The organism is Streptomyces sp. RB17 (genome assembly GCF_009604455.1).
Classification (GTDB): domain Bacteria; phylum Actinomycetota; class Actinomycetes; order Streptomycetales; family Streptomycetaceae; genus Streptomyces.
On the sequence record NZ_WEGL01000012.1, the window covers coordinates 78,411 to 104,486 of the forward strand.

Annotated in this window: 20 protein-coding genes and 5 pseudogenes; 12 read left to right on the forward strand and 13 right to left on the reverse strand. The window is 69.8% G+C overall.

Translation table 11 applies throughout. The features are described 5' to 3' along the window. Positions 1–91: 91 nt before the first annotated feature. Positions 92–1,303 (forward strand): annotated as a pseudogene (locus SRB17_RS39680) (Hint domain-containing protein); the annotation flags it as partial. 81 nt (positions 1,304–1,384) lie between these two features. Here SRB17_RS39680 and SRB17_RS39685 read toward each other — a convergent pair. Both SRB17_RS39685 and SRB17_RS39690 read right to left on the reverse strand, forming a co-directional pair. Beyond that, on the reverse strand, positions 1,385–2,491 hold the full coding sequence (locus tag SRB17_RS39685; RefSeq protein ID WP_153546423.1) for an NAD(P)-dependent alcohol dehydrogenase: 1,107 nt from the start codon (positions 2,489–2,491) through the stop codon (positions 1,385–1,387). A 25-nt stretch (positions 2,492–2,516) separates the two neighbouring features. After that, positions 2,517–3,974, reverse strand: a complete 1,458-nt coding sequence (locus tag SRB17_RS39690) for an aldehyde dehydrogenase family protein (RefSeq protein WP_153546241.1) — start codon at positions 3,972–3,974, stop codon at positions 2,517–2,519. A 106-nt stretch (positions 3,975–4,080) separates the two neighbouring features. Between SRB17_RS39690 and SRB17_RS39695 the strand changes: the two genes are divergently transcribed. From SRB17_RS39695 to SRB17_RS39705, 3 genes and pseudogenes are all read left to right on the forward strand, one after another. After that, the gene (locus tag SRB17_RS39695; RefSeq protein WP_153546243.1) at positions 4,081–4,509 is read left to right on the forward strand and encodes a MarR family winged helix-turn-helix transcriptional regulator; all 429 of its coding nucleotides are present in this window, start codon (positions 4,081–4,083) and stop codon (positions 4,507–4,509) included. A 91-nt stretch (positions 4,510–4,600) separates the two neighbouring features. Further along, a pseudogene (locus SRB17_RS48665) lies at positions 4,601–5,024 on the forward strand (transposase); the annotation flags it as partial. A gap of 486 nt (positions 5,025–5,510) precedes the next feature. Further along, on the forward strand, positions 5,511–6,074 hold the full coding sequence (locus tag SRB17_RS39705; protein WP_153546245.1) for a DinB family protein: 564 nt from the start codon (positions 5,511–5,513) through the stop codon (positions 6,072–6,074). Positions 6,075–6,483: 409 nt separating this feature from the next. Here SRB17_RS39705 and SRB17_RS45680 read toward each other — a convergent pair whose 3' ends face one another. Then, positions 6,484–6,903 carry a hypothetical protein gene (locus SRB17_RS45680; RefSeq protein ID WP_194294276.1) on the reverse strand — a complete coding sequence of 140 codons (420 nt, stop codon included), beginning with the start codon at positions 6,901–6,903 and terminating at the stop codon, positions 6,484–6,486. Between the two features lie 308 nt (positions 6,904–7,211). Between SRB17_RS45680 and SRB17_RS39715 the strand changes: the two genes are divergently transcribed. Continuing rightward, on the forward strand, positions 7,212–7,907 hold the full coding sequence (locus SRB17_RS39715; RefSeq protein ID WP_323377336.1) for a glycerophosphodiester phosphodiesterase: 696 nt from the start codon (positions 7,212–7,214) through the stop codon (positions 7,905–7,907). Positions 7,908–8,353: 446 nt separating this feature from the next. Here SRB17_RS39715 and SRB17_RS39720 read toward each other — a convergent pair whose 3' ends face one another. Together SRB17_RS39720 and SRB17_RS39725 are read right to left on the reverse strand one after the other, a co-directional pair. Further along, a complete protein-coding gene (locus SRB17_RS39720; RefSeq protein ID WP_153546247.1) occupies positions 8,354–9,229 on the reverse strand; it encodes a YihY/virulence factor BrkB family protein in 876 nt (291 codons plus the stop codon). A gap of 1,170 nt (positions 9,230–10,399) precedes the next feature. Beyond that, positions 10,400–11,254, reverse strand: coding sequence for an NmrA/HSCARG family protein (locus tag SRB17_RS39725; RefSeq protein WP_153546249.1), 855 nt, complete (start codon positions 11,252–11,254; stop codon positions 10,400–10,402). 222 nt (positions 11,255–11,476) lie between these two features. Here SRB17_RS39725 and SRB17_RS39730 point away from each other — a divergent pair, with 222 nt between their 5' ends. Beyond that, the gene (locus SRB17_RS39730) at positions 11,477–12,457 is read left to right on the forward strand and encodes a DUF5996 family protein (protein ID WP_153546427.1); all 981 of its coding nucleotides are present in this window, start codon (positions 11,477–11,479) and stop codon (positions 12,455–12,457) included. Between the two features lie 292 nt (positions 12,458–12,749). On the opposite strand, the gene SRB17_RS39735 is transcribed toward SRB17_RS39730, so the two are convergent. The 3 genes from SRB17_RS39735 to SRB17_RS39745 form a co-directional block, all read right to left on the reverse strand. After that, positions 12,750–13,298, reverse strand: a complete 549-nt coding sequence (locus SRB17_RS39735; protein WP_153546251.1) for a hypothetical protein — start codon at positions 13,296–13,298, stop codon at positions 12,750–12,752. A gap of 59 nt (positions 13,299–13,357) precedes the next feature. Further along, complete coding sequence (locus tag SRB17_RS39740) at positions 13,358–14,044, reverse strand: alpha/beta fold hydrolase (RefSeq protein WP_153546253.1); 687 nt, start codon at positions 14,042–14,044, stop codon at positions 13,358–13,360. A gap of 103 nt (positions 14,045–14,147) precedes the next feature. Next, positions 14,148–14,693, reverse strand: a complete 546-nt coding sequence (locus SRB17_RS39745; protein WP_153546255.1) for an NAD(P)H-dependent oxidoreductase — start codon at positions 14,691–14,693, stop codon at positions 14,148–14,150. Between the two features lie 238 nt (positions 14,694–14,931). Here SRB17_RS39745 and SRB17_RS39750 point away from each other — a divergent pair, with 238 nt between their 5' ends. From SRB17_RS39750 to SRB17_RS39775, 6 genes and pseudogenes are all read left to right on the forward strand, one after another. Then, the gene (locus SRB17_RS39750; protein ID WP_153546257.1) at positions 14,932–15,879 is read left to right on the forward strand and encodes a hypothetical protein; all 948 of its coding nucleotides are present in this window, start codon (positions 14,932–14,934) and stop codon (positions 15,877–15,879) included. Then, positions 15,872–17,122 carry a M23 family metallopeptidase gene (locus tag SRB17_RS39755; protein ID WP_153546259.1) on the forward strand — a complete coding sequence of 417 codons (1,251 nt, stop codon included), beginning with the start codon at positions 15,872–15,874 and terminating at the stop codon, positions 17,120–17,122. The genes SRB17_RS39750 and SRB17_RS39755 overlap by 8 nt, the downstream gene beginning before the upstream one ends. 253 nt (positions 17,123–17,375) lie before the next feature. Continuing rightward, positions 17,376–17,798, forward strand: a pseudogene (locus tag SRB17_RS48670) (protease pro-enzyme activation domain-containing protein); the annotation flags it as partial. A gap of 235 nt (positions 17,799–18,033) precedes the next feature. After that, a pseudogene (locus SRB17_RS48675) lies at positions 18,034–18,843 on the forward strand (serine protease); the annotation flags it as partial. A gap of 176 nt (positions 18,844–19,019) precedes the next feature. Then, complete coding sequence (locus tag SRB17_RS39770; RefSeq protein WP_153546263.1) at positions 19,020–19,202, forward strand: hypothetical protein; 183 nt, start codon at positions 19,020–19,022, stop codon at positions 19,200–19,202. Further along, a pseudogene (locus SRB17_RS39775) lies at positions 19,199–20,649 on the forward strand (phytoene desaturase family protein). The gene SRB17_RS39770 and the pseudogene SRB17_RS39775 overlap by 4 nt, the downstream one beginning before the upstream one ends. A 329-nt stretch (positions 20,650–20,978) precedes the next feature. Here the strand turns inward: SRB17_RS39775 and SRB17_RS39780 are convergent. From SRB17_RS39780 to SRB17_RS39800, 5 genes are all read right to left on the reverse strand, one after another. After that, positions 20,979–21,722 (reverse strand): SDR family NAD(P)-dependent oxidoreductase, encoded by a 744-nt coding sequence (locus tag SRB17_RS39780; protein WP_323377339.1) that lies wholly within the window; start codon positions 21,720–21,722, stop codon positions 20,979–20,981. Continuing rightward, positions 21,719–22,690, reverse strand: coding sequence for a fumarylacetoacetate hydrolase family protein (locus SRB17_RS39785; protein ID WP_153546265.1), 972 nt, complete (start codon positions 22,688–22,690; stop codon positions 21,719–21,721). The genes SRB17_RS39780 and SRB17_RS39785 overlap by 4 nt, the downstream gene beginning before the upstream one ends. Before the next feature lie 123 nt (positions 22,691–22,813). After that, on the reverse strand, positions 22,814–23,752 hold the full coding sequence (locus SRB17_RS39790) for a VOC family protein (protein ID WP_153546267.1): 939 nt from the start codon (positions 23,750–23,752) through the stop codon (positions 22,814–22,816). A gap of 11 nt (positions 23,753–23,763) precedes the next feature. After that, positions 23,764–24,762: an amidohydrolase family protein gene (locus SRB17_RS39795; RefSeq protein ID WP_323377341.1), complete on the reverse strand. Its 999-nt coding sequence runs from the start codon at positions 24,760–24,762 to the stop codon at positions 23,764–23,766. Beyond that, positions 24,759–25,931, reverse strand: coding sequence for an FAD-dependent oxidoreductase (locus SRB17_RS39800; RefSeq protein WP_153546269.1), 1,173 nt, complete (start codon positions 25,929–25,931; stop codon positions 24,759–24,761). Before SRB17_RS39800 ends, SRB17_RS39795 begins: the two co-directional genes overlap by 4 nt. Positions 25,932–26,076: the final 145 nt, after the last annotated feature.

Genomic DNA, 26,076 nt, shown 5'->3' on the forward strand with positions numbered 1-26,076 from the left:
GGGGGCCACTCCGCACGATGGCCCCGTCCGGGGTGGATCGCGGGTCCGCTACGCCGGGGCGGCGGTCTTCTCGGGCTTTGCCTCGGTGGGGATGCGGTGCAGCCCCCTGCGGACCGTCGACTACGACAAACAGGCCGCCGACGACGCCGCAGCCGCCGGCACCGCGGCCGACACCGCCGACGGCTACGCCAAGGACGCCCGCAACTCCGCAGACACCGCCGAACTCGACGCCGACGCCGCCCGCACCGCCGCCAGCCAGGCCGAACAGGACGCCAAGGACACCCGCGCCGCCGCCGACCGCGCCGACACCGCCGCAACCGAAGCCGAACAAGCCGCGAAGGACGCCGACAAATACGCCAAGGAAGCCCAGGACGCCGCCGACCAGGCCGAACGGAACAAGGCCAACCAGCAGGTCCAGACGGGCGCGGCGACCGGTGTCGGCGGAGTGTTCTCCGTCATCGACGACATCAAGCAAGATGGGGATCCCGAACAACTCCCCAACGAGTGCCACAACTTCAACTGCAACACCCTGGTGTACATCGCGCACTTCGACGCGGTGGTCAGCTACTACCTGTGCCTCAACCCGGACGTTCCCGCCACCGAGTCCGGCTGCCCGGCCGAGGACACGGTCTTCCTCAAGACGGTGACGGTCAAGGGCCTGAGCAAGAAGGTCAAGATCTCCGCGTGGGACGTGACCGTTGATCTCTGGAAGGGCATCGCCAAGTCGATCGCGGGGGACTTCACCGGCTGCTACCACAAGGTCACCGGTGACGGCGACGGCAGCCTCGGCGACTGTGCCTGGGCCGCCACCTGGCTTCCGCTCGGCGGTCCGCTCGGGAAGATCGCCGAGGCGATCCGAGGCGTGGACGCCGCCCTGCGGTCCGGGGAAGGCGTGGCCGACGCGCTGAAGGCCCTCAAGACGCTGGACGTCGACGCCGAGACGCTGGCGGACATCGAGCACCAGGTCGAGGTGTACGAGGAGGCGCGGACGGCGTGCAAGCTCAACAGCTTCCCCGGCACCACCCAGGTCGTTCTCGCCGGCGGCAGTCACAAGGCGCTGCGTGACGTGCGCCTCGGTGACCTGCTGCTGGCCACCGACCCGGCGACCGGACGCGTCCAGGGCGAGCCGGTCACCCGGACCTTCCACCACACCGCCGTCGACCTGGTCGATGTCGATCTCACCGACGGCGGACGCCTCACCAGCACACCCGGACATCGCTTCTACGTCGCCGGCCACGGCTGGACCCTGGCATCCGACCTGCGGCCCGGAGACCCACTGCGCAGCCCGGACGGAACCGTCCGGACGGTGGCCGCACTGCACGACCGGCACCAGGCCATGCCTCGGACGGGCACGCTGGTCTCTTCGGCGGACTGTCGGGACGGTTCAGAAGGTGAGCACCGGCTTGATCGTCTTGCCCGCGTTCATGTCCCGCACCGCCTGGTCGATGCCCGTGAACGGATAGGTGCTGATCAGGCGGTGCAGCGGCAGCCGTCCCTCCTTGACCAGCTGGACGAGGGCGGGGATGAAGGTCTGGGTTTCGCTGTCCCCCAAAGTGAGCCCGACGATCCGCTTGCCTGGCAGCAACCCGTTGACGTCCAGGGCGACTTCGGTGCCGAAGGGCGGGGCGCCGACGACGACCAGGGTGCCGCGAGCGGCGAGCGCGTCGGCGCCCTGGCGCAGCACGGCGACGTTGCCCGTGGTCTCGACGATTCCGTCGGCTCCCAGCCCGCCGGTCAGCGCCGCGAGCGTGTCGCCGAGGTCGGACTCGGCCGCGTTGACGGTGTGGGTGGCGCCCAACTCCTCGGCGATGGTGAGGCGTTCGGCGAACCGGTCCACGGCGATGATCCGCGCAGCCGGGGTGAGGGCGGCGGCCATCACCGCGGACAGGCCCACGGCTCCGGCGCCGAGGACCACGAGCGTGCTGCCCGCCCGGGGTTTGAGGACTTTCCACACGGCACCGACCCCGGTCTGCACACCGCAGCCGAGCGGGGCGATGCGCTCGAGCGGCACATCCGGGTCGACCTTCACCAGGCTGCGCCGGTCCACCAACGCGCATTCGGCGAAGGAGGACTGGCCGAAGAAGTGCCCGCCGAGCGGGCTGCCGTCGCGGCTGATGGTGCTGGTTCCGTCGGCGCGCCGGCCGCCGATGAGGTTCAGCGGGAGCCAGGTGGCGCAGTACGCGGGGTGTCCGTCTCGGCAGTTGCAGCAGTCGCCGCAGGAGGTGAAGGACAGCACGACGTGGTCGCCGGGTTCGACGCCGGTCACGTCCGGGCCTACGGCCTCCACGACACCGGCTCCTTCGTGGCCGAGGACGCCCGGCAGCGGGAAGGGCAGAGCGCCGCTCGCCACGGCGAGGTCGGTGTGGCACAGGCCGGTGGCGACCAGGCGCACGAGGGCCTCACCCGGTCCGGGGGCGTCGAGTTCGACGTCGCAAAGCGTGAAGGGCGCTCCTGCGGACTCGACCACTGCGGCGTGCGTGGTGGTGGTCATACGGTGAACTCCTTTGCGCCGGCGCTCAGTCGAGGGAGACGACCACGGACTTGACCTTGGTGTAGGCGGCGAGGGCCTCGGGGCCGTACTCGCGGCCGAAGCCGGAGTCCTTGACGCCGCCGAAGGGGACCGCCGGGTCGAGCATGGCCCAGTCGTTGATCCAGACGATGCCGGCCTGCAGCCGCTCGGCGAGGCGGTGGGCGCGGGCGAGGCTGGTGGTCTGGATGCCCGAGGCGAGGCCGTACGGCGTGGAGTTGGCGAGGGCCACGGCCTCGTCCTCGGTGTCGAAGGGCTGGACCGTGAGGACGGGGCCGAAGATCTCCTCCTGGACGACGCGGGAATCGTTGGCGAGGCCCGTGATCACGGTGGGTCTGTAGTAGTAGCCGCCGCCCAGGTCGAGCCGCTCGCCGCCGGCGACCACCCTGGCACCCTCCTTGCGCGCCAGTTCGACGTACTCCTCGACCTTCTTCAGGTGCTTCAGTGCCGCCATCGGCCCGACGACGGTCCCCGGATCGCGTGGATCGCCCACGGGCACCTGCGCGACGGCCTCGGCAAGGATGGCGACCAAGGTGTCGTGCACCGGGCGGGCGACCAGCAGCCGGGGGCCGGCCATGCAGAACTGGCCGGTGTTGAAGACGAGCGCCTTGATGATCGCGCCGACCGATTTCTCCAGGTCGGCGTCCTCGAAGACGATGTGCGCCGCGTTTCCGCCCAGCTCCATCACGACGGTCTTCAGCCCTTCACCCGCCACACTCGCCACGTGCCGGCCGACGGCGGTGGATCCGGTGAAGGCGACCTTGTCGATGCCGGGGTTGCGCAGCAGAGCCTCGCCCGCCACCGGACCTGTACCCGTGACGACATTGACCACGCCGTCGGGGACGCCCGCCTCCTTCAGCAGGCGGCCCATGTAGAGGGCGCTGAGAGGAGTCTCCTCGGCGGGCTTGTGGACGACGGTGGTGCCGGCCGCAAGGGCCGGTGCGAGCTTCGAACCGGCAAGAATCAGCGGGAAGTTGAAAGGTGTGATGGCGGCGACGACGCCGAGCGGCTCGCGTCTGGTGTACGCGAAGGCGTTGAGCGGGGTGTCGCGGGTGGCGCCGTCCTGGCTCTGGGCGAGGCAGGCGTAGTACTCGTAGTCGCTGGCCGCGTTCGTCACATCGACCGCGGCGGACAGGGAGATCGGCTTGCCCACGTCGAGGCTCTCCAGAGCCGCGATCTCCTCGGCGTTGGCACGGATCAGCTCCGCGACCCGGTGCAGCACGCGCCCACGCTCGCGCCCGCTCATCCGGGGCCACGGCCCGGAATCGAAGGCATCCCTGGCCGCGCCCACGGCGGCGTCGACGTCGCCGGCGCCGGCCTCCGCGACGGTCGTGATCAGACGACCGGTGGACGGGTCGATGACGTCCATGCGGGCGCCGTCCGCGGCTTCGCGCCACTGGCCGCCGATGAACAGCTGTCCCGGACCGGTGTCGAAGGTGGTGGCCATGACCGACTCCCCAGCGTCGTTCGGCAAGCTTTCAACAAACAGGATTCCTGTTGGTTCTGCAGTCTGATTAAAGACAGGTTTCCTGTCAATGGCCTAGGGTGCACGCATGGTCGATACACGGACACACCCGTCGTTGCTCTACATGGTCAAGCAGGTGGAACTCGTCGTGCGCTCGCACCTGGACGAGCTCGTCAAGCCCGCGGGGATCACGGCTCTGCAGTACACCGCCCTCACCGTGCTGGAGCGTCATGACGGCCTGTCGGCGGCCCAGCTCGCCCGGGACTCGTTCGTCACGGCACAGTCCATGGCCGATCTAGTACGGTCGCTGGAGGCGCGGGGGCTCGTACGGCGGGAGCGCAACCCTCGCAACCGCCGCGAACTGCTGATCCTGCTGACCGACACCGGGCGCGAACTGCTCGACCGGTTCGCGGCTCCGGTACGGGATCTGGAGGAGCGGATGATCCACGACCTCACACCGCACCAAGCCGACCAGTTCCGTCAAGCGTTGTCCAAGGCGTGGCACGCACTGTCGTAGGTCTGCGACACCCTTCAACGGGCCACCCAGCGACCCCGCACCCGGGTCGCAGGCCGGTGGAAGGAGTCAACTGCCTCACCGCAGGCTGAAGATGACCGCTCGCTGTCCGTATCCGCCTGCGCCGGGGCCGTTGGAGGAGTACGCGGCCCGGTTCGGCGACCTCTTCTTCAGCCCGCCGCAACGGCGGGGTTCTCGCGAGTACCTGGCCCTGGCGCCACGGGAGCGGAACAAGACGATCACCTGTCTGGCAGGGGCGGAGCCGATGGCGGGTACGGGGATGCGGGGGTGCAGCGGCTGCAGTTCCTCTTGTCCGAGTCTCCCTGGGAGGTCGGGCAGGTCAACGACCGGAGGCACTGCTGCGCGAGCAGCGGGCGACGGCTCCGCACGAGGGCGGGGTCATCGTGATCGACGGCTCCGGGGACCGCAAGGACGGGACGGCGACCGCGCACGTGGGCCGACAGTGGCTGGGCCGGTTGGGCAAGACGGACAACGGCATCGTCACGGTGACCACGGTGTGAACTGACGGCCGCGTGTACCACCCGCCGCACGCGCCGCAGGAACGTGGCGGGGCCCGGGAGTCGTATCCAGCTCCCGGGCCACTGGGGATGCCACCCAATTGCGCACGCCAGTGGCGTTTAAGAGGACGGATCAGTCATCATGCCGTCGTGTTCCTCCTTTGAGTCTTCGCCATCTTCGAACATGCAGGTCGGAGGTCGGAGGCTCTGGCGTGGCGCTCGCTCGGGATACTCATGCTGATTTCGGGCGGGAGTCTGCGGTCTTGATCATCCGTCATGTCATCGGTCGAGGCTGTCACATTTGGGCCATTGACCCCAACCCAGCCAGCCGGGTCGTTTATGTCAAACAGCCGCTCGCGGCGGCGCGGCCCGGGGGCACATCAGCCCCCAGCGTCATCTCCCGGTGCGGTACGCTCTCGCGGCCCAGGCCGGCGACGGCGTCCGCGAGGGCCGCAGCCAGGTCTCCGTTGTATGTAGTGTGCGGAAATGACAAGAAGCGAGCGGCTCGCGGAGCAGGTGGACTGGTACTGGCACAAGAACCTGCGGCCGCGGCTGGACGGTCTTGCCGATGAGGAGTACTTCTGGGAGCCGGTGCGCGGCTGCTGGAGCATCCGCCCACGTGGCACGTCGGCCGCACCGATGTCGGCAGGTTCGGGGGAGTGGACGATGGACTCCGCGTCCCCTGACCCGGTGCCGGCGCCGGTGACCACGATTGCCTGGCGGCTGGCGCACATCATCGTCTCCTGCCTGGGTTATCGGGTCGGATGGTACTTCGGCGGCCAGGACGTCGACTCCCAGACATTCGCCTACGCGGGGACCGCTGACGAGGCGCTGAAACAGCTCGATGAGATGTACGGGAGATGGAACGCGGGGGTCCGCGAGCTCTCGGACGCTGACCTGGAGAATCCGCCCAGGTTGGGTCCCGAGCGGTTTCCCATGGAGAACAGGGTCCTGCACGTCAACAGGGAGCTGATCCATCACGGCGCCGAGATTTCCCTGCTGCGCGACCTCTACCGCTGGCAGGACGGAGCCGTACCGCGCCGCATATGACTTTCCGGTTCCGTAGGAGCCCGTGCACTCCTCCCCGGCCCGCAGAACGGTCCCGCATTGGCCTGCCCAGTCCAGAAGCTGGCGGTAGCCGACCGGCCGGGAACTCTCCGGTGCCCAGCAGCGCGCCAAGGTGGTCAAGGACGGCGGCGACGTGCACGTCCTTGTGGGTGTCGACGCCGAGCATCACCGAACGCGGCGCAGCCGGAGCCTCAGCATCTTGGACGGCACGGACGGCAGCGGGCATGCTGAGGGTGGTCACGGTGCTCCTGTTCGACGACGTGGTGCCGATGGCCAGCGCCGGTCGGTGGAGCGGTCAGGACTGTGACGGTGCCTTCTAGGCCAAGGCCCCTATCGGGACACACTCCGCCGGCCCGGTGCCGGTACACGTCGCTCCGGCCGGGCCGACAGATCAAACACAAGGCACAAGCAGCCAGCCAGAGTACGAGTCAGGCCACGGCCGGAACGACACGGCCATCATCCTCACAGCCCGAGGAGTTCGGCCGGTTCGCCGTCCCGGTGCGCGCTGGGTGGGGATCAGGGTGCCGTCGATCAGGACGACCTCGCCGCCCCGCCGGGCGATCTTCTTCAAGGCGCGGTCCAGCCGTGGGGCCTTGGCGGCCAGCAAGGTGATCAGCTCGTAGCGCCAGCGCCGGATGGTGGTGGCGGAGACGTCGTTGCCGCCGGCCATGTCGTGCGGCATCAGCACGAAGGTGGCGCCGAGGGCGGCGGCCTGCTTGTACTGGGTCAGGGGCGAGTTCCAGCAGGTCTGGTAGTCGGCGAGGCTGGTGGCGTAGCCGCCGCTGTTGAGCTGTGCGCCGCCGGTCCGCACGAAGTGTCACTTGATGTCCTTGAAGAAGCGGTCCTGCGGGAGGGAGCCGTCCGGCGTCATGAGTGACGGATGCCCAGGTGATGTGCCACTCGCTGACCTGCGGCCGCGTTTCGCGGCCCCGGCAGCGTCTCCTGGCTCGCTGTGGCAACACCATGGGGGCTCGCTCCGGCGTGGTTCCAGGCGGGCCGGGCGCGCGGCCGGACGGGCCCGTTAGGCTTGGGCCTTCCGACGGGCGGTCGTTCGGGCCCGGCGGGGGTAGGGCCCTCGTGCGGCTGCCCCGGACCACCGCACCCAAGGACGGCAATCGAGTGTCTTTCTTCACCATCGGCCACCGCGGTGTCATGGCCGCCGAGCCGGAGAACACCCTGCGCTCCTTCCTGCGGGCCGAACGCGAGGCGCTGGACGGCATCGAACTGGACCTGCACCTGAGCAGGGACGGCGAGCTGGTCGTCATGCACGACGAGACCCTCGACCGCACCACGGACGGCTCCGGGCCCATCGCCGACCAGGAGTTGCGGCAGCTCAAGAAGCTCGACGCCGGCCTCGGCGAGCCCACCCCCACGTTCGGGGAGGTGCTGGACGCCGTCGGGCCGACGCTGCCGATCCAGGCGGAGATCAAGGACGTGGCGGCCGCCCGGTCGCTGGCCAGGGTGCTCACCGACCGCGGCCTGCTGAACCGGGTCTCGGTGCTGTCGTTCCACGACGCGGCGCTGATCGAGATCCACAACCTGCTGCCGCAGGCCCGCACCGTGCTGGTGGCAGGCCCCAGCGCGCACCGCGACACCTTCGTCGGCCGCGCCCAGAAGGTGGGTTCCACACTGGTCAGCGTGGAACTGCGCCAGCTGAACCGGGCCATCGTGGACAAGTGCGGCGCCGCCGGCATCGACGTGATGGCCTGGACCGTCAACGACGAGCGCGACCTGGCGCTGGCCCGGACCCTCGGCCTGGTGGGCTGCGTGACCGACCAGCCCGGCATGAAGCGACTGGTCGAGGCCACGGCCTGACCCCACGGGTCCGGGACCGAACCGGCCACCTGTGCGGACGGACGAGGGAATGAACGCCGTGGTCGCAGTCCCCCGTGCGGGGCAACCGAAACACGGCGCGTTCGCCGGCGTCAGGCCGGCTGCTCGACCGGACCAGACGTCCCCCGGCGCGTACTTGGCACCGGAAGTGGTCTGCTCAACGATGGCGCCATGAGCCCGCCGCAAATCTGCCGGTGCCTGGTACGTGCAGGCTGCGGCGTGCGGCCTGAGCCTTACGGCGTACTTTCTCTGACCAGTAGCCCCGACACTGGCGCACTCTGCGATCAGTTGGTCCGTCTCCGTCAAATGGCCGGTGCCGGGGAAGACATCGGCCCGCAGGGCCGATCGGTCCGCGTCACACACCGATCTTCGCTCTTGCTCGCTCTGCACCAGGCTCACGCGCGCCTTACGCCGGGAGGCACCGACCATCAGGGTTGTCGATGTCCGCGCGCATGAGCGTTGACGGCCTGCCGCGCGAGCTCGACGTTGAACTGGGCACCTGCCAGGAGTGCCAGGTTGGACAGCCACAGCCAGATGAGGAAGACCACGACCCCGGCCAGGGAGCCGTACAGGCGGTGGTAGGTGCTCACATGAGAGGCATAGACGGTGAAACCGAGGGAGGTCGACAGCAGGAGCACGATCGCCAGCCCCCCACCCGGCGCCATCTTTCGCAGCGGACGCGACGCCGCGGGACCGGAACGATAGAGCACCAGGACCAGGGCGATGGCCACCGCTGCCAGAACAGGCCAGCGCAAGGTGTCCCATGCAGCCCGGGGAAGGCTGCCCATCTCCAGCGCTCGGCCCAGACGTCGTACCAGGCTGCCGCTCAGCAGCAGGGCGAGCGTCGTGGTCAGGAGAAGGGCGATCAGCACGATGGCCGTAGCGATGATGCGTGGGGCCGTCCGCCACACCGGCCGGTGCGAGCTGACGTGATGCATGGCGTGCAGGGCCCGGCGAAAGACACTCAGATAGCTGGAGCCCGACCACAGGGCCCCGGCCCCGCCGAGGAAGACCAGCAGCCAGGCTGCAGAGGACTGGCCGGCCATCTGCTCCAGGGCGCTGCGCAGCAAGTCCCGGGATGCGGCAGGCGCCATGCGGGTGAGCCGGTCGATCACTTCCGGCTTCGCCGTGGGCATGGTGAGCCCCAGCACCGAGAGAAGCACCAGCAGCACGGGGAACAGCGCCAGGACCGCGTAGTAGGTCAAAGCGGCGGCCCAGTCCGTCACGTCGTCGTTCCAGATCGCCACAGGTGTCCGGCGCAGCGCAGCCCACCACTGGCCCATCCTGCTGCCGGTCCTGCGCATGGCGCGGATGCTCTCGCTGCCCACTGTCCACGCCCCCTCCACCAGCGGCCGACGCCGGCCGCCCTCTCGTCGCATCCCGGCATCCACCACCGTATGCGGTGCGTTGATGGCCGGCGTCAGAGCGGCGGCCGGATGTCCGCCTGCCTGCCGCCGGCCTTCGTCCGGATGCCGCTCGGAGGACTCGATCCTCGTCGAGGATGTCCCGGACGGCGTCCTTGGTCCCTTCTCCGGCCGGTGCGACGCCCCCTTCGATCTGGTCAGGCCCCGCCCTCCGTTTCAAGAGACTTGTTGCCGACTGTGTCCGACATAGTCATGGGCCCGACCTCCCAGATCCGTGATTGACGCGCGCGCAGCGCGTTTACCCGCCCTGCATGGGGTGATGTACCGCGCCCAGTCGGGGCTGAACGGTCGGCGGTGCTACCGACAAAGCAGAGTGAGTCACGGCCACGTGTGCTACGCAGACGCCCCTGGCGGCAAGACGATACGGACCATGACTGAAGACACTGGTATGGATCCGCCCCCGGGCATCGGCTCCGAGCGACACCAGTTGTGCTGGTCCGAACTTCTCGGGTGCGCGCGGCGCGGTCACCACCTGGAAGGCACGCACGCGGCCCATGTACGTCCCGAGGTCGGCGTCCTGGTCAAGGACTTCGGGGACGGACTTCGCTGGCACCAGTGTCTACGCTGTGATGCCTGGCTACCGGTACGGTCGGCAGATCACTCGGACCGGGAATTCCCACCCGGGCGCGCGGAGGTGGAGATTCCGCTGCTTGGCAGGCCTCTGCGTGACCGGGGGCGGCATGGGGGCCCGTCGCAGGACCCGTGACAGCTTCGAGCAGGCGGTGCAGGCGTCTGTGTCCGCGTATGGGGCGGAGGTCACACCGAAGCTGAGGGGCAGCGGGTGGCAGGAGGAGCCCGCCCAGACTATGCGGTTGAGGTCGGCGGCGCTCTCTCCGATCTGCGCTTCGACTGAGCGCGCCCCAGGGCATCCCTGTCGGTCAACGGCGTATGAGGGCCAACGCCCTCCACAGCTTCGAGGGCTTCGGCATCCGGCCCATCAGGCCTGGTGGCCCCGGCTGCACAGCTGCGGCCTGCGCTCAGTCGCTCGTCTGGGTCCTTGGTCCCGCTGAATCCAGTGGTGGCGGTGCTCGTCACCTGCGAGGCGACCTGTCATGGTGCCGATGAGAAGGTGCTCTCGGCCCAGTCGGCGAACGACGTCCAGTGCAGATCGGGATGGGCGGCGTGCAGCGCCGGCACGTCGACGCGGTAGCCGTGGCCACGCAGGAATGCCCACATCGCTCGCATGTCGTCGTTGCCGATCTCGTCGAGCTGCATTTCGTTGTGGCGAACGGTCCGACCGAGCGCCGTGCTCAAGGTGGCAGCCATTTCACCGGGCGTGGGGGCGTCGCCGGCGAGCTCGATGCGCTGTCCGATGAACGTGTCAGGTGCGGCGAAGACGGCAGCGGTGAACTCGCCCAGGTCGGGGCGTGCCAGTTGTTGCAGGGGGCGGTCCGGGGGCAGCGGCAGATCGAGCACCCCCTGGAGGATCCGGTCCATGTCTCCGAGGGCGTTGTCGAAGAAATAGGTGGGACCCAAGATCGTGTAGGGCACCTCGCCGGCGGCCAGTTCCCGTTCGATCACTGCCTTGGTCTCGAAGTGCGGCACGCCAGTGTCCTGGTCGGCACCCGCGACGGAACTGAAGACCAAATGCGGCACACGGGCCTCATGGGCTGCGGTGAGAATGGCCCGGCCCTGTGCGATCTCGGCGGCCGGTCCTGACTCGAAGGGCGTGGTCATCGCAAACACGCCGGCTACTCCCCGCATGGCTGAGGCCAGGGACTCGCGGTCCCCGAGATCTCCGCCGACAACCTCGACGTCGCGGGCGGCCAGGCGCCGGGCCGAAGCGGATCGAAGGTTGCGGACCATGCCACGGACGGCCACACCGCGGGACAGCATCGCGCTGACGACGGCACTGCCCTGCCCCCCGGTGGATCCCAGTACCAGCACCGGCTGGTCGACATTCATGATGAAGACTCCTTCCGAATCGGCCCTACAGGGCCTCGCCGCCTCTGGTGAGTCCGGGCCGTTGGATCACTGTCCTGGCGAGGCAGGCGCAGCGGCTGCTCGTGGAGCATGCCAAGCGTTCCGGACCGATGGCCGGTGAGGCGCGCCGGGTTGCCTGATTCTTCGGCTGAGGGCAGCGTGGTCGGTATCGGTCAGCTGTGCTGGGAGGAGTGTGCTGTGGCCATGGTCTCCCATGGGGCGTCGCGGACGATGTGGCCGCGGCTGCGGGTCGCCGACTGGACCGAGACCCGGGAAACACTGCACATGTGGACCCAGATCGTCGGCAAGATCCGGCTGGCCCACGCGCCCCTGGTCAACCACTGGTGGCAGGTCACCATGTACGTCAGCCCGCGTGGCCTGACCACGTCGGCGATCCCCTACCGCTCAGGGGTCTTCGACATCGAGTTCGACTTCCTCGACCATCAGCTGTGTGTCCGCAGCAGCGACGGCGCCGGCCGCAGCGTGGACCTGGAGCCGAGACCGGTGGCTGACTTCTACCGCGAGACGATGCACGCCCTGGGTGAGCTGGGAATTGAGACAAAGATCCAGGCGTCTCCGAACGAGGTGGACCCGGCGATCCCCTTCGACGAGGACTACCAGCACGCTTCCTACGATCCGAGCGCCGCACAGCTCTTCTGGCAGCAGTTGCTGCAGGCCAACCGGGTGCTGGGGGAATTCCGCTCGTGCTTCGCCGGCAAGGTCAGCCCAGTGCACTTCTTCTGGGGTGCCATGGACCTGGCCTGCACGAGGTTCTCTGGACGGGCGGCGCCGCCGCATCCTGGCGGCGCCCCGAACTGCGGTGACTGGGTGATGGTGGAAGGCTACTCCCGCGAGTTGAGCAGCTGTGGTTTCTGGCCCGGCGGCGGTGAAGAGGGGGCCTTTTACTCGTACGCCTATCCTGAGCCGGATGGCTTCGCCGCGCAGCCGGTCACCCCGGCCGACGCGTTCTACAGCCCTGACCACGGTCAGTTCCTTCTCCCGTACGAGGCGGTGCGTACTGCAGCCGACCCGGACCGGGTACTGGCTGGTTTCCTGCACACGACCTACGAGGCTGCTGCGGAACGCGGCGGCTGGGACCGGGCGGCCCTGGAAGAGGACCCGAACCGGTGGCGACAGCACCATAGATCATCACCCACGGTGAGCGTGCATGACGATCGGCGATGACCTGGCGGCAGCGGTGGACCGGCCCGAAGGCCTTCACCCGCACCGTGGCACCCCCTGAGTCCCGGGACGTAAGCGCTGTCCGGGCAATCGGACTCCGAAACGAAGCCGCGGGACGACCGGCGAAAGACTAAGGTCAGGACCGAATGGGTTCAGCTACTCAAAGCCATCGATCACCATCGACCACATTGATTCCGGATTACTAAGCGACAGTTTATCCCTGCTATAGAAGTTGTCGCGAACATTGGAACACAGCTCCCGGTATGGCGCATGGAAATCAATCTGCTCAACCTTATTACTTGACTTCCTTGCAGCTTCCCAGGCTGCCACTTCCGCCCGACTCCAGGAGAGTAGCGATGCACATCGCGGCAGGCGGCCGTGCCACGATCCCGATGGCCATGTAGATGATTTGACCGCCGTCGTAGCTCTGGCATCGGTTAGTGCCGAAATCCTCAGGCTGGCGAGGGGTTTCACCGAGCGTCGGTGTCGGGGTCTGCGTGGACGCCGGGGTCGGACCCATGGGAGGCGCCGGCGTGGAGGGTGCGGGTGAGCCGCCGCTCCCACCACTGCCGCTGGAGGTTTTGATATTGTCGCCCTTTTTCTTTTTGGTGCAGCTCCAGTGGCACTGCGTACCGTTGCTACCGTCGTTGCTGCTGAGCTTGAGCCCACTGGGATCGCTTCCGCTTGCGGGGTTGTCGGGCTCGAAGATCGGGTCGGGGGTGAGGAAGCGGCCCTGAGTGGGGTCGTAGTTGCGGGCGCCCAGGAGCTCGAGGCCGGGGCTCGGTCCGAGGCGCCGCCCCGGCCGCCGACGGTGCAGCAGATGACCGGCCGGCTCACGCGGCACCCCATGACACTTCCGGGAGGCTCTCGGGAAATGAACCGTCACGCCCCTCCTGACCAGCCTCAGTGATTGCCCGTGAATCCCTCATGCACGCGGTCCAGCAGAGCGGCAAAGCGCTCGCGGTGCTGCATCAGGAAGATGTGGCCGCCGCGCTGGTGCAGGAGCTCGGCCTGGGTCCCCGCGCGGCGGGCCGCGGCCACGAAGTCGGCTTCCTCGCGGCGGAAGACGAAGTCCGATCGTCCGTTGACGAAGAGGGTGGGTGAGCGTAGACGTGCGGTGAGGCCGAGGAAGTCGACCTGATGCAGCTCTCTCACGGCCTCGCCGAAGGAGTGCACGGCCAGTCCTCCGGCCAGGGCGGCGTCCGCGCACTCCGCGGTGGCGTTGCGCCGGAGCAGCCGGGCATCCCGCGCGCTGCTGAGTTCCGGCCCCATGAGCTCGTTCAGGCGCGCGGCCGTACGGTAGACGAGCCCTTTCCAGCCGCGTGGGCGTGCCGTGCAACTGCACAGGACGAGCCCGCCCACGTGGTGCGGGCGTGCCACGGCGTGGGCCAGTGCCACATAGCCGCCCAGGGACAGGCCGGCCACCAGAGGACGCCGGCCCGTCTTGGCGACCGCCTCCTGGACGGCGTCGTCGAGCTCGCGCACGGCCGCAGCGAGCGTGAACGCACAGTCCTGCAGCGCGCCGTGGCCCGGCAGGTCCACGGCGCTGACCCGGAAGCCGGGGTGAGGCAACGGGCGTGCGGGGTCCACATGGAGGCCGAGAGGCGGATGCCGTGCACGAGCACGATCGGAGGCCGCGTATCCTCGCCGAGAACCCACAGGCCGGGCCGGACCCGGCGCTCCGGCCCGGCCGTCATGCCGCCCCCCGTTCGCACGGAGCCTGCCAGTGGGCGCAGATCCGACCGAGTGCCTCGTCGAGTTCCCGCACGGCCTCGGTGTGCCGGAGACGGGACGGCTCCCGCGCGGCGGTGCTGGTCAGGAAGCAGCGGACCGGGCGGGCCTGTGCGCCCATGGAGAGCAGCACGGTCTGCAGGGCCCGGTGCGTCAGGCGCCCCTGGGCGGGATCGTGCCCCACCACGAGTTGCAGGACGTGCTTGTCCTCGAGGCCGTACCGCGGCATGACATCCAGAAACGCTTTGAGTAGTCCTGAGTACGCCGCCTTGTACACGGGCGTCGCGACGACGACGCCGTCGGCTCCGGCGAGCAGTCCGGCCGCCTGCCGAAGGCGCGGATGGTCCGCGTCCTGGGCCAGCAGAGGAGCGAAGGGGAGATCCAGCTGCGGGAGATGGACGACGTCGTGGCTGTGTGCCGCGAGCCGGGGAACGGCGTACGAGGACAGCACGTGCGCGGTGGCGGAGCTGGGCGCGGGACTTCCCGAGATCGTCAGGATCATGGCCATCGGGGATCGTCTCCTTGTGGCGCTACGAGAGGGCCGGTGCGGTGGCTTCGGCCGCCGGCAACTCGTGCTCGGGGGCGCGGATGCAGCGGTTCTTCTCCGTACAGGCGAAGACGCTCTACCCCGGCGCGCGGATCGGCGCCGTCCAGGCGACCTTCAAAACCCGGCCCATCGTTCCGTTCTCGGCGCGGTACGCGGTACCCAAGCCGTCGCAGCACGAGCACCGGGTCCTGGCGACGTCGTGGCTGACCTACATACCGGCGTCATCGGCTTCGCCACCGTTCTGTACTGCCTGTCCGACTACTCGAAGCGGCGCTTCCTGTGGGGACCGGACTCCTACGACTCGATCTCCACGGCGAAGGCCGCCCTGCCGCGCTGGAACTTCTCGATCTTCCTGTGGAGTCATTCCACGCTCTGGTTCGAGATCGTCTTCCACGCCGCGATCCTGGTCGCCCTGGCCTTCATGATCTTCGGCGGCCGGGCGCTCACCCTGGTGCAGGCCGTAATGATGTGGTCGCTGCACAACCGCAACCAGGACATCCTGGAGGGCGGTGACAACCTCGCCCAGATCCTCATCCTGTTCATGGTCTTCACCGTCTCCAACGCCTACTTCGCGCCCGGCGCGAAGCAGCGGCGCGCACGGATGCGGGAGCAGGAACAGCCGACGGTCCCAACCGTGCTGCACAACCTGGCCGCCTTTCTCATCGTCTTCCAGACCGCGGTGCTGTACTTCGCCGCCGGCTACTGGAAGATCACGGGGAAGATGTGGCAGGACGGCGTGGCCATGTACTACATCAGCCGGATCACCGGCTTCGAGATGTCGTCGGCCTATGCGCATCTCATGAACAACGCCTTCGTGGGCACCGCCGTCTGCTACTTCACGATCTTCATCGAACTCGCGCTGCCCTTCGCCATCCTGTCCGCCCGCCCATGGGTCCGGAAGGCCAACACCGTGGCCCTGGAGGGCCTGCACCTGGGCATCATGGCCTTCATGGGCCTCATATGCTTCGGCCTGCTGATGATCGGCGCGGACTGCACCGGCCTGCGTGACGACGACTACCGGTCGCTTGCCCGGCGCTTCCGGTCCGTAAAGGACCTGCTGTCGCAACGTCGTTGGGCACCGCTACCCAAAGGCGGAATGACCCCCGTGGCCATGTTGGCCGGACAGGACGGTGCGCCCGATGCGTGACACGACCGGGGAATCGGCGACGCCCCGCCAGGCGGGGCGGCCGTATCCCGGACCGGCAGGTGCCGCGGCGCAAGCCCTGTACCGCTTCCTCACCGCCGAGGCCGCCGACCGGGAGCATCTCGCGCCGCGCGTGGTCGCCGCCGTGGGCCGCGCACGGCTCGCCGAGATCGTGGACGTCACGCTCGCGCGCATCGGAGACGTCACCGGCATACGCGACAGCCGCGACGGCCTGGTGATCGAGGGCACCACCGGCCGAGCCCTCGCCTTCGCCGTCAGCCAGGACGGCCTGCGACTGGACGAGTTCCTGATCCAGCCGGGGGCGTACCGGCCACCGCGCCTGCGCATCCCGCCGGAGGTACGCGGAGCGTTCGGGTGGATCGTCCTGGCACTGTTGCTCGTCCTGCGCATCGAAGCGTGCTGGGATGCACCCTCCCGCATCGTCTGGTGCGGGAGGGTGCTCATGGTGGTGGCCGGCTACGTGGCCCTGGAGGGCCGGTTCACCCCCGCTCGGCTCCCGTGGTGGATCCGCCGGCCCGTGGAGGCCGGGGCGCTCGTCGCTCTTGCCTCCGCGTGGCGTCTCCCCGGGCTGCCCGTCTCCGGTGGCAATGCCGCCGAACCCGTCGTGGGCCTCGTCCTGGTCGGCGTCTTCGGCGCGTTGCTCGTCCGGGCACGACGCCACCGCTGGGGAACGGCCGTCTCCCACCCCCTCGTGTTCCCCCTGCGGGGCGGCAGTTGGTACATCGCGCAGGGCGGAGGGCGCGGCCTCAACCACCATTTCGCCTTCCTCGAACAGCGGGGTGCCCTGGACATCCTCCAGGTCGGCTCCGGCGGTGCACGGGCGCGCCACCGCGCCCGAGGCGACCGCGCGGGCGGAAAGAACATGAGCTATCTCGTGTACGGGCAGCCCGTGCACGCCCCCTGCGACGGTACGGTCGTCTCCGCCGCCGACCACATCGACGACCAGGAACCCGGCCTCATCCGCTACCAGCCCCGTTACGGCAACCACGTGTGGATCGACACGGGCGCCGAGATCGTCAAGCTGGTCCATCTGCGCCCCGGCACCGTGACCGTGGCCAAGGGCGACACCGTGCGCGCCGGGCAGGTGCTCGGCGAGGTCGGCAACTCGGGCAACAGCACCGAGCCGCACCTGCACATCCACGCCGAACGCGACGGCGTCGGCCTCGACCTGGAGTTCGAGGGGGTCTCGGGCCCGCTGTGCCGGGGCCGGACCGTCCGCTCGTAGACCACACCACGCCCTTCATCACGGCAGGCAGCCCTCCGGCCCGCACGGACGACGTGCCCGGGCCCGGGCCGCCTCGTCACGTCCTGCGCGTCCTCGGCACCCCCTCACCAGAAGGTCTTCACCCGTGCCCCTCCATGCCCCCATACGCCCGCTGCGCCGTCTGCGCAGCTCGGTGGTCGCGGCTTCCTGTGCCGCCCGGCTGTGCACCGCCGGATTCCTGCCCACCGCCCACGCCGCCGACCGGCATCCGCTCATGGGATCCCGGCCCGCCTACGCGACGCCGGCCGCCGACGCGGGACCAGTGCCCGGCGACCGGCGCGTCAGCGCACGGCTCTACCTCAACTCCCGTGACCCGCGAGGCCTGGCGGCGTTCCTGCGCGATGTCACCGACCCCCGCAGCCCGCACTACCGGCACTTCCTCACCCCCGCGCAGTACCAGCGCCGCTTCGGCCCGGCCGACCGTCAGATCCAGACCGTCACGGCATGGCTGGCCAGGTCCGGGTTCATCGTCACCGGCCGCACCCCCCACTATCTGCGGATCGGGGGCCCCGCCCGCGCCGTCCGGCAGGCCTTCGGCACGAGCCTGCATCGCTACCGCACCGGACGCGACACCATCGACGCCCCCTCGGCCGACCTCAGCGTGCCCGCCTCCCTCGGCTCCGCCGTGCTCGGTGTCACCGGCCTGTCCCTCCCCGGCGCGGCCCGCCCGCTGTCCACCCCGGCGCCCGCCCTCGACGTACCCGCCGACGGTGCCGTCTGCTCCGGCCACTTCGGTCAGAAGCCCGCCACGAACATGCCTGAGGCGTACGGCAGGACCTCCACCTACGCGCCCTGTCCCTACATCCCCGCCCAGCTGCGCCACCGGCCGCGGCGCCACCGTCGCCGTCGTCGACGCCTACGGATCACCGGACATGGCCGCCGACACGACCCGCTACGCCCGCGCCACCGGCGACCGTCCTTTCCGGCCGGGCCAGTACCGCGAGCAGGTCACCCCCTCACAGTGGCAGATCGGCGACGCGTGCGCGCCTCCGCGCACCTGGGCCGGCGAACAGGCTCTCGACATCGACCTCGCCCACGGCCTCGCCCCGGACGCGAACGTTCTCTACGTCGGCGCGAACTCCTGCCTCGACAACGACCTGATGAACGCCGAGTCGTACGTCATCGACGGCCGCCGGGCGGACATCATCTCGAACTCCTGGGCCGAGATCATCCACTCCGACCCGGGGCATCTCACCCCTACTCTGGTCGCCGCGTGGAACCTGCTGTTCCAACAGGCCGCCGCCGAAGGCATCGGGGTCTACTTCGCGGCGGGTGACTGCGGCGACTCCTCGCCCCAGGCAGCTCAGACCGGCGTCAACTGCGACCCGAAGACCACCCGTGCCCAGGCCGACTTCCCCAGCGGCTCCCCGTGGGTCACCTCGGTCGGCGGCACCACCCTCGCCCTGGACCGGCACGGCGACCACGCCTGGGAGACCAGCATGGGCGACGAGTTGTCCATCCGCACCGACACGGGCAAGGGACCCTGGGGACCCATCCCCGGCGTCTTCGCCTTCGGCGGCGGAGGAGGCCCGAGCGACTTCCCGCAGCCCTGGTACCAGCGCGACCGCGGCACCGGCGACACCGGGCACCGCACGACACCCGACGTCGCGATGGAGGGTGATGGGGCACTGCCCGTACTGGTCGGGTTCACCGACGCCGGAACCTTCCACCTCATCGGATTCGGCGGCACATCGGCGGCGACCCCCGCCTTCGCCGCCCTGCAGGCCGACGCGGAACAAGCCTCCGGGCACCGGATCGGCTTCGCCAACCCGCTCCTGTACGTACTCTCCGGTTCCCGCACCCAGGTCTTCCACGACGTCACCGACCGGCCCGCGAACGCCGGATCCTCGCCCTCACCGTGGTCCGCGACGAGGGCCCCGACACCGACACCTCCACCGGCGCCCAGCGCTACATCCTCTACACGCTCGGCCATGACTTCGGCCTGTCCGCGCACCGCGGCTACGACGACGCCACGGGCCTGGGCTCCCCCGCCCCGGGATACCTGCGCTGGTTCCAGCACACCAAGGGCGCCCTGCGGTGACCGCCGACGCCATCGTCGTGGGAGCGGGGCCGAACGGTCTCGCGGGCGCCGTCACGCTCGCCCAGGCGGGCCTTTCCGTGACCGTCCTGGAAGCCGCCGCCACCATCGGCGGCGGGACACGCAGCGGCGAGGTCACCGTGCCCGGCCTGCTCCACGACCACTGCGCCGCGGTGCATCCCATGGCCGTCGCATCGCCCTACCTGCGCACTCTCGGCCTCGAACGCCACGGACTGCGCTGGGAGCACGCCGAGACCGCCCTCGCCCACCCCCTCGACGGCGGCCACGCGGCCGTGCTCCAGCGCGATCTGGCCGCGACCGTGCGGGGTCTCGGCGTCGACGGCCCGGCCTGGCGTCGTCTCTTCTCACCCCTGACCGCCCACTACGACGCCCTGAGCGAAGACCTCATGCGCCCCTTGGCGCGGCTGCCCCGTCACCCCGTCCTGACGGGCAGGTTCGGGCTTCTGGCGGCCCAACCTACGCAGTGGACCCTGCGCCGATGGCGGGGCCAAGCGGCCCGTGCCCTGTTCGCAGGGATCGCCGCCCACGCGCTGCAGCCGCTCGCCGCCCCAGGCAGCGCCGCCATCGGACTCATGCTCACCGCCGCCGCGCACCGGCACGGCTGGCCCGTCGCCCGTGGGGGCTCTCAGGCCATCGCCCACGCGCTCGCCGCCCGTCTCGTTGAACTCGGCGGCACCATCGAAACGGGCACCCCCGTTCGTTCCCTGGGAGACCTTCCCCTCCCGCCCGCACGATCCTGCTCGACCTGGCTCCCCGCGCGGCAGCGCGGGTGTGCGGTCCGCGTCTTCCCGCCCGCATCCGACGCGCCTACACCTGCTACCGGCACGGGCTCGCCGCGTACAAGGTCGACCTGGCGGTGGAGGGAGGTGTGCCATGGCGTGCCGAGGTGTGCCGCAAGGCGGGCACCGTCCACCTCGGCGGAACTGCGGAGGAGATCGCGGAGGCCGAACAGGCGGCGTCCCGCGGGCGGATGCCCCGGCGTCCCTTCGTTCTGGTCGCCCAGCAGTACCTCGCCGACCCCGGGCGTTCGGCCGGCGACATCCACCCCGTCTGGGCATATGCGCACGTCCCGCACGGCTACGACGGCGATGCGACGGCCGCCGTCCTGGACCGGATCGAGCAGTACGCCCCCGGACTGCGCGACCGCGTCGTCGGCCTGTCCACCCGCTCCCCGGTCCAGCTGGAGGCGTACAACCCCAACTACGTCGGCGGAGACATCCTCACCGGCGCCAACTCCCTCGCCTCGCTCGCATTCCGCCCACGCCCTGCCCTCGACCCGTACGCAACGGGCATCCCCGGCGTCTACCTGTGCTCGGCGGCGACGCCACCGGGCGCGGGCGTGCACGGCATGTGCGGCCACAACGCCGCGAGATCGGCACTGCGAGAACTTGGCCTGACCGTGGCCGCGCCCGCCTGCCCGTCACCCTGAGAGGCCGATTCGCCGCACTGAGCGACTCTGTCTGGGATCTTGAGAATCCTCTACGGCTGGGCGTGGTCAACCGGCGTGCTTGGCTCGATTTCGAAGATGAACAACCGTCGTCGAGCTGCCTGGTGTCCGTCCCTCCCCGCTCCGGTGTACAGATTCCCGCCCTCGAGCAACCCCCGCGCGACGACGGCGACGTTGGTACACGACCGGCTGGACGGACTGTGACGGGACAAGGGCTTCGAGGCCTGGCACTCGCACGACGGACACCCTGGGTTATCGCCCGTGCAACTCGCCACCGTCCGTGTCCTACGCAGTTCCTGCTGAACCTGCTGCTATTGCCGTAGGGCGTCGGAGATCGGCTTGGCGCCGCCGTGTGCGGTGAGGCCGCCGTCCACGGGGATCTCGGCTCCGGTGATGAAGGACGACTCGTCGGAGAGGAGGAAGGTGACGAGCGGGGTGACGTCGTCAACGGTTCCGGTGCGGCCGAGCGGTGTCCCGGCGAGGTTGGCCTCGCGGAAGGCGGGCGCGGCGGAGGCGGTCATCTCGGTGTCGATGTAACCGGGGTGGATGGTGTTCACGCGGATGCCGCGTGGCCCCAGTTCCATGGCGGCCGTGGCCGACAGGCCGCGCAGCGCCCACTTGCTGGCGGTGTAGGCGACCGGGTAGTGGGCGGTCAGTGCCGCCGAGGAGCCGACGTTCACGATGGATGCCCCGGGGCGCATCAGCGGTGCCAGGTGCTGGATGCCCAGGAGCGGCCCGGTGACGTTGACCGCGTGGACCCTGGCCATGTCCTCGGGGCGTACGTCGTCGAGGCGGGCGCGCCAGGTGACACCGGCGTTGTTCACCAGGCCGTGCACCTGTCCGTACGCCTCCTCCAGCTCGGCGGCGAGTTCGGCCCAGTCCTGCTCGCTGGTGACGTCGAGGCGGCGGCAGCCCGATGTGTCGGTCACGTCGGTGGCGATGACCCGGGCGCCCTCGCGGGTCAGCGCCTCGGCCTCGGCGGCGCCCTGGCCCCGGGCCGCGCCGGTGACCACGACGACCTTGCCGAGAAGCCTCTTGGGGTGGAGGTCGGTCACGGCCGCTCCCGCGTGCGGCGCCGGCCGGTCGGCAACGGTACCGGGGCGGCCCCGGCGACGACCGTGTTGGAGACGCTGCCGATGCCTTCGACGGTGAGTGTGACCGTGTCGCCGGGCTTCAGCGGGGGCGGGTCCTGTCTCCCGCGCACGCCCCACAGCTCGGCGAGGCAGCCGCCGTTGCCGCAGGTGCCGGAGCCAAGGATGTCGCCGGGACGCACGCAGGTTCCGCGTGAGGCGTAGGCGACCATCTCCTCGAAGGTCCAGCTCATGTTGGTCAGAAGGTCTTCGCCGACGACCTCGCCGTTGACCGAGGCGGTGAGCGCAAGCCGTAGGAAACCGTCGTGGTCGCGGTACTTGTCCAGTTCGTCGGCGGTGACCAGGTACGGGCCCAGGGTGGTGGCGGTGTCCTTGCCCTTGCAGGGGCCGAGGCCCACCTTCATCTCGGCGGACTGGAGGTCGCGTGCCGACCAGTCGTTGAAGATCGTATAGCCGAGAATGTGGTCGCGGGCCTGCTCGGGGGTGAGGTCTCGGCCCTCGGTGCCGATCACGGCGGCCACTTCGAGCTCGAAGTCGAGCACGTTCGAGCCGGGCGGCATGGGGATGTCGTCGTGCGGGCCGTACACCGCGTAGGGATTGGTGAAGTAGAAGGTCGGGGCGGCGTACCACTGCTCCGGAACCCCCGCGGACCCGTCCACCGACCGCCGTACGCCTTCGACGTGCTCCTCGAAGGTGACGAAGTCCCTTACGGTGGGCGGCTGCAGCGGAGGCAGCAGGAGCACCTCGGAAACATCTGGCCCGGCCGGGACGTCAAGGCTGGCGGAGCCCGCCTCCAGCAGCGCGGGCAGGCCGCCGCCCTGAGCGAGCAGGCCGGTCAGGGAACCGACAGCCGGGAGAGGGTAGAGCGTGCCGTCCTCTTCGACGACGGCCACGTGGCGTCGGTTGTGGTACTCGTACGCGGCGAAACGCATGGCGGCTTCCTGTCGGCTGTCGGCGTGAGGGGCGGGCATGAAGGCCGGGGGCGCGGCATGGTAGTCAGGGCAGTTGACAGGGCAACCGCCCCCCCCCCCCCCCGGGGACTGGGGTTTGGCCGGTCAGACCGGCGGGGCGACGAACACGCCGCGGTCGACGTCGTTGAAGGACTCCTTGGTGACCAGTTCGTTCATGGGGTTGGCGGTGCCCCACTGGTCGGTGTTCTCGGGCTGGGAGAAGTCGTAGACGTGCGGGTGCCAGGTGTCCTCGTCGAGGATCTCCAGCTCGGTCGTGTACTCGACGGTGTTGCCGTGCGGGTCGAGGAAGTAGGTGAAGGTGTTGTCGCCCGCCATGTGCCGGCCCGGCCCCCAGATCTTCTTGAAGCCGGCGCGGATCACGCGGCCGGAGCCGCGCATGTACTCGTCGATGCCGCGCATCTCGAAGGAGATGTGGTGCAGGGAGGTGTGCGGTCCCTTGGCGATGGCCATGGAGTGGTGCTGGTTGCTGATCCGCATGAAGTGCATGACGTCGCCGATGTGCGGATGGCCGAGCGTGTCGGACAGCCGGAAGCCGAGGTGCTTCTCGTACCAGGCCTTGGTCTTGTCCAGGTCCGTGGAGTTGAGGACGACGTGCGACAGCTTGACCGGGATCGACTCCTTCTCCTCGATCTTGCGGTGCTGCCGCATCTCGACGTCCGCGGAGACCTCGATGGTGCGCCCGTCCACGTCGAAGAAGCGGAAGCCGTAGCCACCTCCAGGGGTGTCGACCTTGCCCGGCTGCGAGATCAACTGCACTCCGGCTGCGAGGAGTTGCTCGGCGAGCGTGTCCACGTCGGCGGCGCTCGCGGCTCCGTAGGAGACCAGGTCGAGGCGCTTCTCGTCGGCCTTGCGCAGCCGCACGACGTACTGCTCGGGGCTGCCCTCTGCGGCCAGGAAGGAGATGCCGGAGTCCTCGGCGACCTTGGTCAGGCCCCAGACACCGGCGTAGAAGTCGAGCTGCTTGTCGTAGTCGGGCACGGCGAGGTCGACGTGCCGCAGGTGGGTAAGCAGGCGGTTGGGCATGTGGGGCCCCCTCAGGAGAGGTTGAGAAGCGCGGCGGCGTTTCCGCCGCGGATGGCGTGGAAGTCGGAGTCGGGCAGCCGGGCGGCACGCAGGCCGGCGACCGGGTCGCCGGTGCCCATGTCGAAGGCGTAGTCGGAGCCGAGCAGCACCCGGTCCGCGCCCGCCACCCGGACGAGTTCCCGCAGCACCTGCGGGTCGTGGACGAGGGAGTCGAAGTACAGACGCTTGAGGTAGCTGCTGGGCAGATGGGCGCAGCCGGCGCCCGCGTCCGAACGGGCGGACCACGCGTGGTCGGAACGGCCGATGTGGGTGGGCAGATAGCCGCCGCCGTGGGCGGCGATCAGCTTCAGCCCCGGGTACCGGTCCAGCACGCCGGAGAAGATCAGGTGCGACAGCGCCACCGCGTTCTCCACGGGCTGGCCGACGACGTTGGACAGATACCAGCGATCCAGGCGCTCGTCGAGCGTGCAGCCGAAGGGGTGCAGGAAGAGTACGGCGCCCGTCTCCTCGGCGCGGGACCAGAAGGGTGCGTATGTCGGGTCGGACAGCTCACGGCCGGGGGCGTGACTGGAGATTTCGACGCCCAACAGACCTTGTTCCAGAGCATGTTCGAGGGCGCGTACGGCCAGCTCGGGGTGCTGCAGGGGGACGAGGCCGAGTCCGTGCAGCCGCGCAGGAGCCTGGGCGCAGTGGGCGGCTGTCGCCTCGTTGGCGAGTCGGAAGACCTTCTCGGCCGTCTCCTCGTCCGCCCAGTAGTGGTAGTGCGAGGGGGACGGACTGACCAGTTGCACGTCCACACCCTGGGCGTCCATCGCGGCCAGCCGTGCGGTGACGTCGGTCATCCTGGGGGCACGCTCGCGGACCATGGGGCCGCTGACGGCGAGGGCCGCCGGGCCGTTGCGGCGGGCGTCGAGGGCCCGGGCCTCGGCCAGTCCCGGCAGGTCCGCCACCAGGGCGTCGACCTCGGGCAGCAGGACATGGGCGTGCACATCCACGGTGGGCACTGTCACGGCAGCTCCTTCAGGAAGTTCATCGTGCGCCCGATCAGCCCGGGGACGTCGGCGTCACGCACGCCGTCCAGCTGCCACTGTCCGATCTGCACGGAGGCCTCGACGACGGTCCGCACCCGGGGAATGCGGCGCTCGTAGTAGCTCTGGAGCAGCTCGCCGTCCCAGTCCCGTCCGCTGGTGAGCAACTCGGCGAGCACCAGGGCGTCCTCCAGGGACATCGCAGCCCCCTGCGCGATGGTGGGCGGGCAGCAGTGGGCGGCGTCGCCGATCAGCACGACCCGGTCACGGTGCCAGGAGCCCTCCACCAGCAGCCGGTCGAACCAGGTGTAGTTGACCTTCTTGGGGTCGGTGATGTGTTTGGTGATCTCCGGCCAGGCTCCGCCATAAGCCTGCGCCAGGCGGCACATCTCGTCGGCGTAGGTGGCCGGGTCGATGGAGGCGCGGTCGCGGCACGCTTCGACGACGAACGCGTAGATGGTGTTCTCGCTGGTGGGGGTGTATCCGGCGATATAGGCCGGGCCTCCGTAGGCGAGGTCGCTGCGTTCCACGCCCTCGGGGCGCGGGGCGGCGATGCGCCAGATGGCCATGCCGGTCGGCTCGGGTCTCTCGGCGATGCCGATCGCGGCGCGGGTGGCGGAGTTGAGACCGTCAGCGCCGATCACCAGGTCGTAGCGGCCTTCGGTGCCGTCGCTGAAGCGCACACAGACGCCGCTGGCGTCCTGCTCCAGGGCCTCGGCGGTGGTACCCAGCCGGACAGTGGCGCCCGAGGCGCGGACGGCTTCGATGAGGATCTGCTGAAGTTGGGGGCGCTGCATGCCGAGGGTGGCGGGCAGATCGTCCCCGCCGGTCTTGATGTCCTCGGCGACGTGCAGCACGGTGCCGTCGGGGGCGACGATGCCCAGCGTTGCGAAGGGGAAACCGGAGGCGCTCACCCGTTCCCAGACACCCAGTTCGCGCAGCACGCGCAGGGCGTTGCCCTGGAGAGTGATGCCGGAACCGGTGGTGGCGTTCCAGTCGGGCTTGGCCTCGATCAGGTCGACGGTGATGCCGGCGCGGCGCAGCAGAATGGTCACGGCGTTGCCTGAGGCGCCGCCGCCGATGACGAGGACGGTGGGGGTCCCCCCGCTCGAGCGAAGCCGAGAGTGGGGGAGGGTGGGGCTGTGTGCCATGTCGGGATCCTCCCGAGGTTGGGCCGCGCGGCTTCGGGCGGCGGGGTGCGGCTCGCCCGCCGCCAGGGCGGGCCAGGGGCTGTGATGAATCACCCGTCGGCGGGTGGTGCGGGTGAGGGCCGGATGCGTCGCTGCTGTCCGGGGA

Coding starts and splice junctions, on each gene's coding strand:
- SRB17_RS39745 (WP_153546255.1), bottom strand. CDS start 14,693: ATGGCCATGATCCTGACGATCTCGGGAAGTCCCGCGCCCAGCTCCGCC.
- SRB17_RS39755 (WP_153546259.1), top strand. CDS start 15,872: ATGCGTGACACGACCGGGGAATCGGCGACGCCCCGCCAGGCGGGGCGG.
- SRB17_RS39695 (WP_153546243.1), top strand. CDS start 4,081: ATGGTCGATACACGGACACACCCGTCGTTGCTCTACATGGTCAAGCAG.
- SRB17_RS39725 (WP_153546249.1), bottom strand. CDS start 11,254: ATGAATGTCGACCAGCCGGTGCTGGTACTGGGATCCACCGGGGGGCAG.
- SRB17_RS39785 (WP_153546265.1), bottom strand. CDS start 22,690: ATGCGTTTCGCCGCGTACGAGTACCACAACCGACGCCACGTGGCCGTC.
- SRB17_RS39730 (WP_153546427.1), top strand. CDS start 11,477: ATGGTCTCCCATGGGGCGTCGCGGACGATGTGGCCGCGGCTGCGGGTC.
- SRB17_RS39690 (WP_153546241.1), bottom strand. CDS start 3,974: ATGGCCACCACCTTCGACACCGGTCCGGGACAGCTGTTCATCGGCGGC.
- SRB17_RS39705 (WP_153546245.1), top strand. CDS start 5,511: ATGACAAGAAGCGAGCGGCTCGCGGAGCAGGTGGACTGGTACTGGCAC.
- SRB17_RS39720 (WP_153546247.1), bottom strand. CDS start 9,229: ATGCGCAGGACCGGCAGCAGGATGGGCCAGTGGTGGGCTGCGCTGCGC.
- SRB17_RS39685 (WP_153546423.1), bottom strand. CDS start 2,491: ATGACCACCACCACGCACGCCGCAGTGGTCGAGTCCGCAGGAGCGCCC.
- SRB17_RS39800 (WP_153546269.1), bottom strand. CDS start 25,931: ATGGCACACAGCCCCACCCTCCCCCACTCTCGGCTTCGCTCGAGCGGG.
- SRB17_RS39790 (WP_153546267.1), bottom strand. CDS start 23,752: ATGCCCAACCGCCTGCTTACCCACCTGCGGCACGTCGACCTCGCCGTG.